At 37.3% G+C, this 15,433-nt stretch carries 13 protein-coding genes; 7 read left to right on the forward strand and 6 right to left on the reverse strand.

Going from position 1 to position 15,433, the window contains the following annotated elements; translation table 11 throughout:
- Positions 1-122: 122 nt before the first annotated feature.
- The 4 genes from ABDJ41_RS22595 to ABDJ41_RS22610 are packed head-to-tail and all read left to right on the forward strand — an operon-like array spanning position 123 to position 7,202.
- Positions 123-3,362, forward strand: coding sequence for a TonB-dependent receptor (locus ABDJ41_RS22595; protein WP_349788427.1), 3,240 nt, complete (start codon positions 123-125; stop codon positions 3,360-3,362).
- 46 nt (positions 3,363-3,408) lie between these two features.
- Positions 3,409-4,941, forward strand: coding sequence for a RagB/SusD family nutrient uptake outer membrane protein (locus ABDJ41_RS22600; RefSeq protein WP_349788428.1), 1,533 nt, complete (start codon positions 3,409-3,411; stop codon positions 4,939-4,941).
- Positions 4,942-4,981: 40 nt separating this feature from the next.
- Positions 4,982-5,671, forward strand: coding sequence for a 3-keto-disaccharide hydrolase (locus ABDJ41_RS22605; RefSeq protein ID WP_349788429.1), 690 nt, complete (start codon positions 4,982-4,984; stop codon positions 5,669-5,671).
- 31 nt (positions 5,672-5,702) lie between these two features.
- Positions 5,703-7,202 carry a glycoside 3-dehydrogenase gene (locus ABDJ41_RS22610; protein WP_349788430.1) on the forward strand — a complete coding sequence of 500 codons (1,500 nt, stop codon included), beginning with the start codon at positions 5,703-5,705 and terminating at the stop codon, positions 7,200-7,202.
- Between the two features lie 60 nt (positions 7,203-7,262).
- On the opposite strand, the gene ABDJ41_RS22615 is transcribed toward ABDJ41_RS22610, so the two are convergent.
- The 3 genes from ABDJ41_RS22615 to ABDJ41_RS22625 all read right to left on the reverse strand — a co-directional run bounded on the left by ABDJ41_RS22615 (position 7,263) and on the right by ABDJ41_RS22625 (position 9,820).
- Positions 7,263-8,051 (reverse strand): hypothetical protein, encoded by a 789-nt coding sequence (locus ABDJ41_RS22615; RefSeq protein WP_349788431.1) that lies wholly within the window; start codon positions 8,049-8,051, stop codon positions 7,263-7,265.
- Positions 8,052-8,135: 84 nt separating this feature from the next.
- Positions 8,136-8,783, reverse strand: a complete 648-nt coding sequence (locus ABDJ41_RS22620) for a DsbA family oxidoreductase (RefSeq protein WP_349788432.1) — start codon at positions 8,781-8,783, stop codon at positions 8,136-8,138.
- Positions 8,783-9,820: an aldose epimerase family protein gene (locus ABDJ41_RS22625; protein WP_349788433.1), complete on the reverse strand. Its 1,038-nt coding sequence runs from the start codon at positions 9,818-9,820 to the stop codon at positions 8,783-8,785. The genes ABDJ41_RS22620 and ABDJ41_RS22625 overlap by 1 nt, the downstream gene beginning before the upstream one ends.
- Positions 9,821-9,981: 161 nt before the next feature.
- On the opposite strand from ABDJ41_RS22625, the gene ABDJ41_RS22630 reads away from it, so the two are divergent.
- From ABDJ41_RS22630 to ABDJ41_RS22640, 3 genes are read left to right on the forward strand one after another with little or no spacing between them, the layout of a single operon-like run.
- Positions 9,982-11,133 carry a galactokinase gene (locus tag ABDJ41_RS22630; protein WP_349788434.1) on the forward strand — a complete coding sequence of 384 codons (1,152 nt, stop codon included), beginning with the start codon at positions 9,982-9,984 and terminating at the stop codon, positions 11,131-11,133.
- A 15-nt stretch (positions 11,134-11,148) separates the two neighbouring features.
- Entirely contained in the window at positions 11,149-11,679 is a 531-nt protein-coding gene (locus tag ABDJ41_RS22635; RefSeq protein WP_349788435.1) for an RNA methyltransferase, read from the forward strand.
- Positions 11,680-11,696: 17 nt separating this feature from the next.
- Entirely contained in the window at positions 11,697-12,350 is a 654-nt protein-coding gene (locus ABDJ41_RS22640) for a YdeI/OmpD-associated family protein (protein ID WP_349788436.1), read from the forward strand.
- Between the two features lie 16 nt (positions 12,351-12,366).
- Here ABDJ41_RS22640 and ABDJ41_RS22645 read toward each other — a convergent pair whose 3' ends face one another.
- The 3 genes from ABDJ41_RS22645 to ABDJ41_RS22655 all read right to left on the reverse strand — a co-directional run bounded on the left by ABDJ41_RS22645 (position 12,367) and on the right by ABDJ41_RS22655 (position 15,412).
- Positions 12,367-12,936, reverse strand: a complete 570-nt coding sequence (locus tag ABDJ41_RS22645) for a hypothetical protein (RefSeq protein WP_349788437.1) — start codon at positions 12,934-12,936, stop codon at positions 12,367-12,369.
- A 19-nt stretch (positions 12,937-12,955) separates the two neighbouring features.
- Positions 12,956-13,750 carry a metallophosphoesterase family protein gene (locus ABDJ41_RS22650; RefSeq protein ID WP_349788438.1) on the reverse strand — a complete coding sequence of 265 codons (795 nt, stop codon included), beginning with the start codon at positions 13,748-13,750 and terminating at the stop codon, positions 12,956-12,958.
- 195 nt (positions 13,751-13,945) lie between these two features.
- Positions 13,946-15,412, reverse strand: a complete 1,467-nt coding sequence (locus ABDJ41_RS22655) for a glutamate synthase subunit beta (RefSeq protein ID WP_349788439.1) — start codon at positions 15,410-15,412, stop codon at positions 13,946-13,948.
- Positions 15,413-15,433: the final 21 nt, after the last annotated feature.

A 15,433-nucleotide genomic window follows, 5' to 3' on the forward strand; every position in this document is an offset into this window, starting at 1 on the left:
GAAATCTACATCCGTCTGATTGGTTAAAAAACGGGGGTGTTGGTCCACCCCCGTGTATAGCTAAGGCTAAGCCATTATTTCTGTAATTAACTTTATTTAATCACCTTAACCATTACAAAGTTATGAAAAACTTTAGGCATGGCAAGTGGGCTATTTTCCCGCTGGCTGATTTCCACTTTATCCGAATTTTTAGAATTATGAAGCTAACATTTATCATGATTTTTGCATTTACATTATTTGCAAAAGCAGATGGGATAGCACAAAGAGTAACTGTTTCAGTCCATAATAAAGGTATAGAAGAAGTTTTTGCCCAAATTTCAAGGCAAACGGATTACAAGTTTTTTTATGATGCCATAATTCCTGGTGAAAATTCAAGAATTACTTTAAATGTAAAAAATGAACCTATTGAGAGTGTTCTCAAAAAAGCACTCAACAATACACCTTATGAATTTAAGATATTGTCTGGGACTGTACTCATTTCTAGTAGAAAGAAACACAATACTCATGAAACAATTAGGGGGCAACGACAAATTTCAGGAACTGTGAAAGACAGTGAGGGTAATCCTTTGCCGGGCGCCACAATTGTCCTGAGAAACAAACCATCCGTAAAGGCTATTACCAATGCAGATGGAAAGTTTACAATCAATGCTGGTAAAGGTGATGTTTTATTTATCTCCTATCTTGGATATAAAGCTGCTGAAGCGGTTGTTGGTGATGAGGAGAACCTAAGCATAAAGCTTGAAAATCTGGATAAATTACTAGGAGAAGTAGTTGTTGTAGGATATGGAACACAAAGGCAGAGTGAAATATCAGGTTCTGTTACCAATTTATCTGAAAAAGATTTTAATAAAGGAGTAACGAAAAATGCAGTTGATTTATTAAGAGGTAAGGTTGCAGGCTTAACAATAACCAGCGGTAGTGGTGATGTAAGTACTGGTGAAACCATCAGACTAAGAGGAACCTCCTCCTTAACGGGAAGTAGTGCTCCTTTTGTAGTTATAGATGGTGTTCCTGGTTTAAACATAAATTCGGTAGCTCCTCAGGATATCGCTTCTATCAGTATCCTGAAAGATGCTTCAGCTGGGGCCATTTACGGTTCACGTTCTGCTGGTGGCGTAATTCTGATCACCACAAAAAAAGGAAATAACAATAAACCAGTTATTAATTATGATGGCTATACAGCATTAGACGTGGTATCTAATAAGCCTAAAATGTTAAATGGTACTCAATGGCGCAAGTATGCCAGCGATCAACAATTGGATGTATCTGGATTAGATATGGGGGCAAATACCGATTGGTTTGGTGAAATTATGCGTAAAGCCATTTCACAAAATCACAGTGTTTCTCTATCAGGTGGTGGCGATAACAGTCGTTATCGTGCATCTGTAAACTACCTGGATAGACAAGGTGTAGTTAGAGGAAATGAAATGCAAACTTTAAATAGCAGGCTCTCTTTTACACAAAAAGCATTGGATAATAAATTGGAAATCACACTAACCGGTGCGCTAACACAAAGAGATTATAGCCCAACCGATGGGAGAAATTTTGTTTTGGCTTATAATATGATTCCTGTTTACCCAGTGAAGAATCCGGATGGTTCTTGGTTTGACAGACGAGGATATGATGAAGGTAATCCCTTAAGAAATATTGAATACAACAGGCGCAACAATAAAGGTAATTTGTATTACCTGAATGGACAAGCAAAACTTGAAATTCTGACAGGCTTATTTGGACGAGTAAATGCTTTAAAGGAACGTGAGAATAATGACTATGGTTCTTACAACAATTCACAAACAGAAAGAGGGAGAGATGATCAGGGCTTTGCATCTCGTGAGTTTTGGACAAGGGATCGTAATTTAGTTGAAACTACAATTGAATATGTAAAATCGCCCATCGAAAATCATAATCTTACAATATTGGGCGGTTACTCATACGAAAACAACTATTATCAGTCTGCCCGTGCACAATCCCGTCAATTTGCTACTGATTTCTTTGAATACAATAACCTCGGAGCCGGAGAAAATGTTCGCGCTGGGGATGTCGCCTCCAGTGCTAATATGAATAAGCTGATCTCCTTTTTTGGCAGGGTTAACTATTCAATTCAGGAACGCTATATCTTCACCGCTGCACTTCGTAGAGATGGATCCTCAAAATTCGGAGCTAATCACAAATGGGGTACATTCCCTTCCGTTTCTGCTGCCTGGAATATTGCAAAGGAATCGTTCATGAAAAATGATCCTGTTTTTGAAGATCTGAAATTACGTGCCGGATATGGTGTAGTTGGTAATCAGGATGGCTTAAATCCATACCAAACTTTACAATTGTATGCGCCTAGCGGAAGGTATTTTGATAATGGGAATTGGTTCCAGGCTTATCAAATCAGCCAGAATGCAAATCCAGATTTGAAGTGGGAAGAAACCAGTATGTTAAACATTGGATTAGATTATAGTTTATTTAAAGGAAGAATAAATGGTGTGATCGAGTTTTATGATAAGAAAACCACCGATCTGTTGTACATGTATCAGGTGCCTGTTCCACCCTATTTATATCCAACTATGATTGCCAATGTTGGTACTATGTCTAACAGAGGTATAGAGTTCCTGATCAATGGAAATCCCATACAAACCAATAATTTTAGCTGGAACATCTCTTTAAACATGGCACATAACAAAAATGAAATCACCAGGTTATCTAATTCCAATTTTTCTACTTCATCAATAAAACTTGGTAGCGCTGCTGTTCGTGGAGCCGCAACAACTACAACTCATATTATTGAAGAAGGAAAAGCTGTTGGAACATTTTATGGCTGGAGAAATCTTGGTCTTGATGCTGCTGGTAAATACATTATGGATGATATGGTTGATGGAAAACCTGGTTTAACTGATAATGACAGAACTTATATTGGTTCTGCTCAGCCAAAACTAACGTATGGTATTAACAATTCGTTTACTTATAAAAAAATAGACTTTAATTTCTTCTTAAGAGGGGTGTACGGCAACGATGTGTTGAATTTTTCTAGAATGGCTTATGCTACAACTTTATGGTTGCCGGGTGGTAATGCCTTGGAGGAAGCACTGGAAAATGGGTTAACAGACAACCCTAAGTACAGCAGTTACAATATTGAAAAGGGTTCATTCCTTCGTCTGGATAATGCAAGCCTTGGATATAATTTTGACACACAACGTATTAAGCATCTGAAAGGCTTAAGACTTTACGTGAATGCGCAAAACCTGTTTGTGATTACAAGCTATAAAGGACTGGATCCCGAGGTTGATATGAGTGGACTTGCACCGGGAATGGAAGGTCGGGATTACTATCCTAAGGCCAGGACTTTTTCTATAGGTCTTAATGTAACACTTTAAGAATGATAATAATTCAATCAGATTTTACTATTTTAACAACAATCAGATGAAAGCATTAATTAAATTATTCCTGGTTCTTTTTTCAGCCATATCGTTTGCAGGTTGCACCAACCTGGACGAAGAGCTTTATGATAAACTGCCTACTGATCAGTTTGGCAATTCAGATAAAGAGATCAATGCATTGATCGCACCTATATATCGTACTTTAAAACCAATCTGGAGCCCTGCCTATTTCTGTATGGTTGATGGTTCTTCGGATATGGCCATTACCCCTACTCGAAAAGGTGGAGATGGATGGGAAGGTGGATTATTTAAAGAACTTAGGTTTGGCACCTGGACATCCGGGAATCGGTATGTAACAGACTCTTACAATGCTATGATGAGAGGAGTTTCTACCTGTAACCAGATTTACCATCTCATTAATACCAGTCAGACAGTAAAAAATAAGGAACAGATTTTAAGTGAAATCAGAGGTGTTAGAGCCCTATGGTATTATTTTCTGATCGATAACTACGGTAACGTCCCCATAGTGACTGATTTCACAAGTACTGAAAAGCCCAAAACCTCGCAAAGGAAAGAAGTCTTTAATTTTATTATCAAAGAACTACTTGAAATCAAGGATAAGGTTAGGGCTGATGTTTCAACATCGAGCTATGGAAAAATGACCAAAGGTACTGTACATACACTATTGGCTAAAATGTATTTAAATGCTATGGTATGGAATCCGGAAGGCGGTTCTAAATGGCAGGAATGTATAGATGAAACAAATGAGGTTTTAAAACTGGGTTATATTTTAGAGCCCAATTGGAAGACCAATTTCCAGGTTAGGAATGAGGTATCAAAAGAAGCCATATTCCCAATAGTTTTTAGTACCGTTGATGGTGGAAATATTATGCTGCAACATACCCTACACTACCTGAGTAATGCTGCCCTTGGATTAAATACAACTGGTTTTAATGGGATTAATGCCATGCCTGGATATGTGCATGAGTTTGATGATGCAGACAAAAGAAAAAACTGGTCATTCCTTACTGGACCTATGACTAATCCAGCTACTGGTGAAGTATTAATTACTGCTCATGGTCGCCCTTTAATTCATTTTATAGATTTTACATTTAAATATGGTATTGACGCAGATGGCTGGGGACAGGTTGAGCAGGAAGATGGTGCCAGGTGTTATAAATGGGAATTTGAAAAAGGAGTTAACGGGCATATGGAAAATGATTATGCTATTTTCCGCTTAGCCGATGTATACCTGATGAAAGCTGAAGCTATGTTAAGGTCTGGTGGAAGTCCGACTGATGCAGCGGAACTGGTAAATGCAGTAAGAAAAAGAGGTTTTGATGATCCTTCCCAGCTTAAAACATCAGTTACACTGAACGATATTTATAAGGAACGGAGATTTGAGTTTGCCTGGGAATTATTAAGCAGACAGGATATGATAAGATTTGGGACTTTCTTACAGCCTATTCCAGGTCCTGTAGGTAGAGGCGCAATTGCCCCGACACGATTAATTTATCCGATTCCCAGAACTGCACTTGACGCCAATCCAAACTTAACACCAAACCCAGGATATTAAAAGTAAAACCAAAACACTATTATAAAACCAAATTAACAACATGAAAACAAAAAATTATTTCCCCATTTGCCTTGTTTTACTTACCGGAGTGCTATTGGGCTTTACGGTTATTGAAACACAAAAAGATAAAAAGCCGGGAAAATGGGAATCCTTAATCCAGAATGGTTCAACCGACGGCTGGCATACTTATTTAAACAAATCTCCTGTTGGATGGAAAGTAGAGAATGGCATACTTTCTACTGTCGGAAAACAAGGTGATATCGTGACGGATAAAATCTATAAAAACTTTGAACTTTCTTTGGAATGGAAAATAGAGGCTAAAGGTAACAGCGGGATATTTATTAATGTGGTTGAAGATCCTAAAAACAAGAGAATGTATGAAACTGGACCAGAATTTCAGATCATCGATGATCTCAATTACCCCCAGGAATTAACTCCTTCCCAAAAAACAGGATCATTATCGGACGTAATCCCTCCAAATGGAACTAAAGTTAAAAAAGTCGGCGAGTGGAACCATACCAGGATACTTGTTAATAATGGACAGGTAGAACACTGGCTAAATGGTAAGAAAATATTGTCGTACGAACTAGGCTCTGCAACATTAAAGGAACAAATAGCTGCCAGTAAATTCGCAAAACTTCCTTATGCTCAGGCTACTGAAGGTAGAATTGGATTACAGGATCATGGAGGTCCTGTATTCTATAAAAACATAAAAATCAGAATATTATAAATTAAAATAACCAAACTAAAACAAACACATTATGAGTAAAGAATCAAGAAGAGAATTCATAAAGAAATCATCCATGGCCGCAGGCTTTACAATTGTTTCCAGTCATGTTTTGGGTAAAGCACTGGGGTATACTGCTCCTAGTGATAAATTAAATATTGCCGGTATTGGTGTTGGTGGTGTTGGTCGCCGAAATCTGAAAAACATGAATACCGAAAATATAGTGGCTTTATGTGATGTAGATTGGAAATATGCAGCCAAGACTTTTGGAGATTATCCTAAAGCAACTCAGTTTAGAGACTGGAGGGAAATGTTTGATAAAATGGGTAAGTCTATCGATGCAATTATGGTGGCTACTCCTGACCATACACATGCCGGTGTTGCTGCACATGCTATGACCATGGGCAAACACTGTTATGTCCAGAAACCCTTAACACACTCTGTATATGAATCCCGACTGCTTACGCGTCTGGCTAAAAAGCACAAAGTAGCAACCCAGATGGGAAACCAGGGTAATTCATTTGACTGGTGTCGTGATATTGCGGAAATGATACAAGCGGGTGCGATTGGTGAGGTGACGGAAGTTCATTGCTGGACCAATCGTCCGATTTGGCCACAGGGGCTAAAAAATCCTAAAGAAGCCATGAATATACCAACTGGTTTGAATTGGGACTTGTTCTTAGGTCCGGCAGAAAAACGTCCTTATCATTCAGTTTATACGCCATGGAACTGGCGCGGATGGTGGGACTTTGGTACAGGGGCTTTAGGTGATATGGCTTGCCACATCATGGATCCTCTATACTGGGCGCTGGATTTGAAATATCCAACCAAGGTAAATGGTAGTTCGACATTAAGCAACCTATATTCTCCTCCTCATGCCCAACTGGTTAAGTATACTTTCCCTGCTCGTCCACCCAAAGGCAGCATTAAAATGCCAGAGGTGGACGTGTATTGGTATGATGGCGGCTTAATGCCTCCTAGACCGGAAGAATTAACTCCTGGGGTAATGATGGGTGATCCTGATGGAGGTATTTTATTTGTTGGTACAAAAGGAAAAATGGTTACAGGTTGTTTTGGATTGAATCCTACTTTGTTAGGCAAGGCAAAAGATTTTGTAAAACCTGCACCGACACTTAGACGTATTCCTGGTGGTAATATCGACATCTGGAAATCTACTGCTCATGAACAGGATTGGATTCGTGCAAGTAAGGAAAATCCAAAGCACCGTGTTGAATCGAGTTCAAACTTTGCTTTTGCTGGCCCATTTAACGAAATGGTTGTGATGGGAGTTTTGGCGGTAAGACTACAGGGATTGAATCGCGATTTGTTATGGGACGGAGAAAATATGCAGTTTACAAATATTAATGATAATGATAAGATCAAAATAGTTACAGTAGATGATTTCGTAGTTACGGATGGACATCCTCGCTTCGATAGACGTACTTCAGAGTTTAATGCTAAATCCATTGCAACTGAATGGATCAAGCACACTTATCATAATGGCTTTTCACTGCCAGATATGCCTAAAGTGTAACAAGGTCAATAATGAATTTATTAAAAAGGGAAAGTACCTGGTCTTCCAGACTTTCCCTTTTTAATTTCTTCCTACCATTCCCATTAATCCTTTATTACTTAGATCAATGATTTTGTAGCCTTTGGTAGATAAGTTGAATATCTTTTTACTGATCATTTTCGTCTCCATATCTTTTATACCACCAGGTGATGACATTTCTGCGAGTAAATAATTTCTATTTAATACAGGGATTCCCATTGGAGTATTTTTCAACTTTCTTATTTCTTTTGAATCGAGGTTTGCTTGAGTTTTGCTATTCCCCATTCCCATTGTATAAATCTTTATCGGATTGAAATCTACTTTAACAAAGTACCAGAGCGCCTTTCCATTCTCGTTCTTCATTTCATATTCAATTGCCTGATGACCACAAATATTTTTTGTTCTACCTGTCCCAATTACTTTAGTGTTTCTATTTTCATCGGATAGCATTTTATAAGCTATTTCTTCGGCAACTTCATTACTCATATTACCATCCCCTATAAGTCTTGAAATCTTTACTATCGTTATGGTCTTCAGCTTATAATTAAACATTAAAGCTTTACTGCCCTTGGTATAAACCATTAGATCCATGCCCATTTTGCTTTTAGGATCAGGCTTCATAGCGGCATAATCGCCATTTAAACTAAAATAATATGTGACGGTCTTAGTACCATCTTCTCCATGTGTTCGCTGAACTACTTGTCTGCTGAAAGTGATTGTGGCAGGAATACCAGCAACAAAATTAGTATGGTCAGATTGCTTAGAAGAAAGAAAACATAGTCCTCCAAGTGTAAAACATAATGTAATTTTCACTTGCCCAATTGTTTTCATAATGATGATTTATGAACAACACAAAGGTACATTAATAAAAAGGTCAGAAATAGTAAAAAAGCGTCAAAAAAATGTTCTTTGATCTTAACTTTCAGTTTTCCCTTCTTCCTCTGCTTTAATCAGAGCACCTAAAAAAGTATCTGGCGATTGGGCTCCTGAAATACCAAATTTTTGATTAATTACGAAAAATGGTACACTGGTGATACCAATATTTTGAGCTGTTTTCTCATCATAACGTACCTCATCAGTAAAATCATTATTTTTTAACATTACTTCTGTTTCAAGTGCATCCAAACCACTTTCTTTAGCTATGTGTATGAGTACCTGTTCGTCAGCTATATTCTTACCATCTGTAAAATGAGCATTAAACAGATTTTCTTCAACCTTGTCCGACACACCATTTACTTTCGCCATTTGAATTAATCGGTGAGCATCAAATGAATTTGCCATAATGGCTTGATCGAAATTGAAGGTTAATCCAACTTCAGCAGCAGTTTGTGCCACCTGATTATGGGTCCCTACCGACCATTCTCTGCTTTTACCATAACGATCGGCCAGGTAATCGTAAGGACTTTTATCCAATAATGTTTCAGCATTAGGATCAAGTTCAAAACTATGCCACTCTATCTCTACCTTATCTTTATGTTCAAACTGCTCTAAAGCCATTTCAAACTTTCTTTTGCCTATATAACAGAACGGACATCTTACATCCGACCAAATATCTACCTTCATTACGTATGTTCTATTTTATAAATTGTTGTTTGTTTATAGTTTTCTCCAGGTCTTAATACTGTTCCTGTAAATTCTGGGACATTAATGGCATTCGGCTGATGTTGTGTTTCAACGCAAAATGCTCCGTAAGGATGATAATCTTCTCCACCCTTACCTCTTTTAACATCAAGATATTTAGCAGTATAAAAGTGAGCAACTGGTTCAGTAGTATATACGGATAATTTTAATCCACTATCTGCTTCTGAAGTTTCAGAGGCAAGTGTTAATTCTCCATATGGTTTATCCAGCACATAAGTCTGATCGTAGCCCTCATCTGGATTCCAGTCCTGCCCTATAGCTTTATCACCAAGAAAATCATGTATAGTGCCTTCTACAGGGATTAACTTTCCTGTAACTACATAATTATCATCTTGTTCTAAATAATTACTTGCCGGTATTCTATGAATATGATTGGCTATAGAGCCACCCTTAGGTGCAAGATTAAAATAACTATGATGGGTTAAGTTTACAGCTGTTGGTGCATCTGTTGATGCTTTAAAATCCAATATAAGTTCATTATCGTCTGTCAGCTTAAAGGTAAGTTGAACTGTAAGGTTCCCAGGAAAATTTTCTTCTCCTGCGGGACTTATATATTGAAGGGTAACACTTGGGTCTATAGTAGATAATACATCCCATACTTTTTTGTCGAAACCTATATCACCACCATGTAAACAGTCACCTCCATTTGCCTGCGAAAGCTGATATGTTTTTCCATCTATAGAAAAGCGACCATTTTTGATGCGGTTAGCATAGCGACCAATTACAGCCCCTAAATAAGGATAATTACTCAAATAATCATCGCTGGTATACTGATCAATGTCGTCAAACCCTAACACAATATCTTGTTTTACACCGTGTTTATTTTCTACTATAAACTTATTTATAATAGCTCCGTAATTGTATATTTTAACGTATGTTCCCAGAGTATTGGTCAGTTCTATGGCCAGAACTTCTTTGCCATCGATGAATTTACCGGTCTTGATCAGCTTTGTTTCCATTGGTTTATATTATTCTTTAAAGGGGTCGATGAAAGATCATGATTTTTTTACTTCTCGTAAACTCATGATGGTTCATAAATTGTATCTTAGGAGCGTCAGTAAATTGATGACAATACTATCAATACTTTAACTTAAAACAAAACCAAACTTAAAAAATTACAATGAAAGCGGAATTAATCAATAAGTTCTTAGAAAAATACGGATATGAACCAACAGCAAACTATTTTACCCCTGGACGCGTAAACCTGATCGGAGAGCATATTGATTATAATGGCGGATTGGTAATGCCTTGCGCTGTTACACTTGGTACATGGTTGTGTATGGCACCAAATAACGACAATGTGATCCGTTTCAAAAGTCTAAATTTTCCTGAAGAACAAGAATTCCCTTTACAATCAAGTTATACGAAAACTGGCTCTGAATGGTTTAATTATCCCTTAGGAGTTTTCAATGAAATCTTAAAAACACATCAAATTACAACAGGTCTGGATCTGTTGTTCTATGGCAATATTCCAATAGGTTCTGGCTTATCATCATCAGCCTCTATTGAAGTAGCTATGGCTTTTGCCTTGAATAACTATTTTAACCTGGGCTACGAAAAAATAGAAATCCCTTTGCTGGCACAAAAAGTTGAAAACGAATTTATTGGTGTCAATTGTGGTATCATGGACCAGTTTGCTGTCGCTTTTGGTGAAACCAATAAAGCTATAGTTTTAAACTGTGATACAGTTAAACATAAAATTGTAGATTGTAATTTAGGAAACTACTCACTAGCCATCGTTAATACCAATAAACCAAGAAAACTTGCTGAATCTAAATATAATGAGCGCGTAGAGGAATGTCAGACTGCCTTAAGTCAGTTAAATGACGAAATCAAACTTAATAATCTCTGCGAGCTGAACGCAGAGAAGTTCGCTTTACATAGTCACCTGATTACAGATCCTATTGTTTTGAATCGGGCAACGCATGTGGTAAAAGAAAATGACAGAGTTGGCCTGGCAGCAAAAGCATTAAATGAAGGGGATTTATCAACCTTTGGTCGTCTGATGTATGCTTCTCACCAATCGTTAAAAGACCTTTATGAAGTAACAGGTATTGAATTGGATACCGTGGTAGACTTTTGCGCTGACTACGAGCATGTGATTGGTGCACGTATGACTGGTGCGGGCTTTGGTGGTTGTGCTATTGCATTACTTGAAAAAGGAAAGGAAGAAGATTTTGCTAAAAAACTAACGGATTATTATGTTGACCGCATAGGTTATCCTGCGTCTATCTATATAAGTGAAATAGGCAATGGTGCTTCCGTAATTTAATTTTATTTTTGCGGCATGCAGAAATTGAAATTAGACGATCTGAACCGTGTTAGTATTGATGAATTTAAGGAGCAAGAAAAACTTCCGGTAATTGTGGTGCTTGATAATGTGCGTAGTATGCATAATATTGGCTCTATTTTTAGAACAGCGGATGGTTTTTCTATTGCCGGAGTTTATTTATGTGGCATTACAGCTCAGCCTCCTCACCGTGAAATCGAAAAGACCGCTTTAGGGGCTACACAATCAGTTAGCTGGCAACATTTTAATACTACCATTGATGCTGTAGATGCTTTAAGAGCTGATGGTTATGAAATCATTGCCATTGAGCAGGCTGCGGGAAGTACTATGTTAAACACTTATAAACCAGATGTCAATAAAAAATTTGCCTTGATATTTGGTAACGAAGTAAATGGTGTTGCTGATGAGGTGATGACTAAAATTGATGAATGTATTGAAATTCCACAGTTTGGTACCAAGCACTCTTTTAATATTACCATATCAGCTGGTATTGTACTTTGGGATTTCTTTGCTAAATTAAGATTGTAAAAATCAATTTGTTAGATATGGAAAATGGTCTGTTAAAAAAACTATTGTTTAAACCTGGTTTTAAAGTTATAGTTGCTAATGCGCCTGATAATTTAACAAGCATATTAGGTGATACATCTTCTATAGAGATCAACAATAACAAAAATACGATGTGCAAGGGCATGTTGTTATTTGCAAAAAATAGTACGGAACTAAATGATTTACTTCGAAAATTTGGTTCAAAAATTAACGATCAGATCGTTTGGATTGCTTATCCCAAAAAGAACAGTGGAATTGACACTGACTTAAAAATGGAAAAGTGGAACGAGTTGGAGACTTATAAGCTGACTCCTTGTGCTTCTGCAGCTATTGACGAGGTGTGGACTGGACTCAGAATCAAACCTATTGCTGCTGTAAAAGCATCTGGAGTTGGCAATAAAGAAATAAAAGACAGTGCTTTTTCTGAATACATTGATGTAGAAAACAGAAAAGTAAAAGCACCTCTTGAGTTGGAGAAACTACTTAAACAGCAGCCTGAAGCCAAAGCATTCTTTGAATCACTAGCCTATTCTCACAAAAAAGAATATGTACTCTGGATATTAACAGCTATGCAGGAAAAGACCAAACTAACCCGCTTAGAAAAAACAATAGAGATGCTTAAAAATGGCAAGAAGAATCCGACTATGAAATAAACAAGATCAAACTACATCAAAACTTAACTCTTAACCCTAGTCCCAATTGAAAAATATCGTCAATTGTGAGTGTCTTCATGTTTTGCAAATAATTGATCAGATAAAAATCATTGGTATTCGTTTCTATATAAAGACCTAGTGCCCTTACTCCTACATTTGTCAGAGCCTTTGGCGGTTTTAGTTCTAACTCAGTACTAAAAGAAAGATGCGGACGGATCGCTTCAGACCAATAGTAATAATCATTAGGATATTGACCGGAAGGGAAAAACAAACTTAAATCTTTATGAAAAGTATAACTGGCAAAGAAGCCAGGATTAAATGGGTACAAAGTCCCCCACTCTTTCAACTTTACAACCCAAGGCTTATAGGAAAGTTTAACAGTTGCTATATTCAATTCACCACCTTTATTTTCAGGCACATAGCCGTAGTGAAATGCTAAATTTCCTCTTTTATTACCAAATATTTCGTATCCGGCACCAACACTGAAATAGCCTATGCTACCTGCATATTGTACTATAGCCTCATCTGGAATTAAAAACTTTAACTTCTGAGCATTCGCTTTTATGCCACTTCCTATCAGAAACAATAAAAAAACAATTTGAAATCTAAAATGGTACACGTTCAAAACTTAATTTATTGTTTACAATCTGAATAACTAAAAACTCTCTGTTACCAATAGAACTGGTTACAATGTATGGGATTCCTGAATTGTCAGGGTAATACACATCAAAATTATGTGTGTGTGCATGTAATGAGGCAAGAAAGCCAGGAGTTTCCGCAAATGATTTCATATAATCACTACTTAAATTCTGATCAAAATCTTCAGAATTTACTGGAATATGAGAAGCTGCTACATATCCTGTTACACCGGCCTCAGGTTTTAATTGTTGTTTCAACCAGGTCATGTCTGGATTATGTCCATTAAAACCATACTCCCTGCTATTGGTGTCGTGCGCAATAAATTTAATCCCTCCATAAACGAAAGAGTAATTCAACTCGCCAAACATATTTCTAAAAGACTCCCTACCCCGGCCTGTTTCATCATGATTTCCAATAATAGCTACATATGGTCTGTTCAGACTTTCTAATGTTCTTGAAATCCATAGCATTTCTTTAAGGACACCAAATTCAGTAATGTCGCCGTTGAGAATTACGAAATCAATATCATTCATGACATTCACTGTTTTACAAAGCTGAACAGTCTCATCTCTTGAACGTTGTGAATCACCTGTTAAGACAAACTTTACAGTATCGTCATTTGCGCCATTACCTAATCGCTTTAAATTAGTGGCATTTATATCTTTTAAAGAAATACTATCAAAAGTCTGATTAGGGCTGAACTCAAAATGGTTACAGCTGACTAAGGTTATACTGAAAAATAAAAGGAGCAGTGTTCTCATATCCTACAAAGAACACTATTAAAAAAAAAATGTTTGTCAGGGCTAATCCACAACTATACATTTTGACTTTTAACAAACAATAGTCAAAAACAATAACCGATAAATTAATTATCAGATCATCTGCCCTGAAAACAAAAGCGGGCTGTATCGATGATACAGCCCGTTTCCTATACATCTCGTCAGCAAGACGAACTCTTAAGCATATGGAATACCATCTTTAGATGGTAAACTGCTATATCCCATTAAATACTGGTCTACTTTACGTGCAGCTTCTCTACCTTCAGATATTGCCCAAACCACTAATGACTGGCCACGACGCATATCTCCTGCTGCAAATATTTTAGCAATATTGGTCTGGTACTTACCTTCTTCTGCTTTCACATTACCTCTGTTATCAACATCAACCCCCAGCTTTTCAATTAAGCCTTCTTTCTGTGGATGTAAGAAACCCATAGCTAATAATACAAGCTGACAAGGTAAATCACGTTCTGTACCTGGTTTTTCTTTGAAGTTTACAGGACGGCCTGTTGCATCAATATCCCATTCTACATCAACTACTTTTACCGCTTTAAGATTATCATTTTCATCTTTAATGAACTCTTTGGTATTCACTCCCCAGCCTCTTTCACAACCTTCTTCATGAGAAGATGTTACTTTAAGCAACATAGGATAAGTTGGCCACGGCATATTTTCGGTACGGGTTTGAGATGGCATAGGCATAATCTCGAACTGCGTAACTGATTTAGCACCCTGACGGTTAGAAGTACCAATACAGTCAGAACCTGTATCACCACCACCAATTACGATCACATCTTTTCCTGTTGCAAGAATGTCTTCTCCATCAACCTGAAAATTCTTAACTCTTTTATTTTGTTGCTTTAAAAAGTCCATTGCGAAATGTACTCCATTTGCTTCTCTACCCTTTGCAGGGAGGTCACGCGGAATGGTAGAACCACCAGCCAAAATAATAGATTGAAAATCTCTCAATAAGGTATTCAACTCTACATTAACACCAACGTTTGAATTGCATTTAAATACAATACCTTCTTTTTCCATCAAGGCAATACGACGCGTTACCACATCTTTTTGCAATTTAAAATCAGGGATACCATAGTTTAACAAACCTCCAGGTGTATCATCTCGTTCATAAACAACTACCTCATGACCAGCTTTATTCAGCTGTGCAGCAGCTGCAAGTCCAGCAGGGCCAGAACCAATTACAGCCACTTTTTTACCAGTACGGATTAAAGGTGGTTCTGCTTTGATATATCCTTTTGCAAAAGCTGTTTCTATGATATGTTTTTCTATTTCTTCAATTGATACAGGTGATTTGTTGATGCCCAGTACACATGCAGACTCGCATGGTGCAGGACAAATCCTACCTGTAAACTCAGGGAAATTATTTGTACTCAACAATATAGTTGAGGCCAAATGCCAATCTCCTTTATATACTGCTTCGTTAAATTCTGGAATAACGTTACCAAGCGGGCATCCCGACTGGCAAAAAGGCACTCCACAATCCATACATCTTGCTGCTTGGGTATTTACTTGCTCAGTTTCAAAAGGCGAGACAAACTCATTATAATGTTTTAAACGAGCTTTAGCATCTTCTTTTGCAGGAGCAGTTCTTTCATATTCTATAAATCCGGTTACTTTTCCCATTATATTTTTGAATTACTTATT

Origin of the sequence: Pedobacter sp. ASV1-7, from assembly GCF_040203335.1 — a bacterium.
Classification (GTDB): Bacteria; Bacteroidota; Bacteroidia; order Sphingobacteriales; family Sphingobacteriaceae; genus Pedobacter.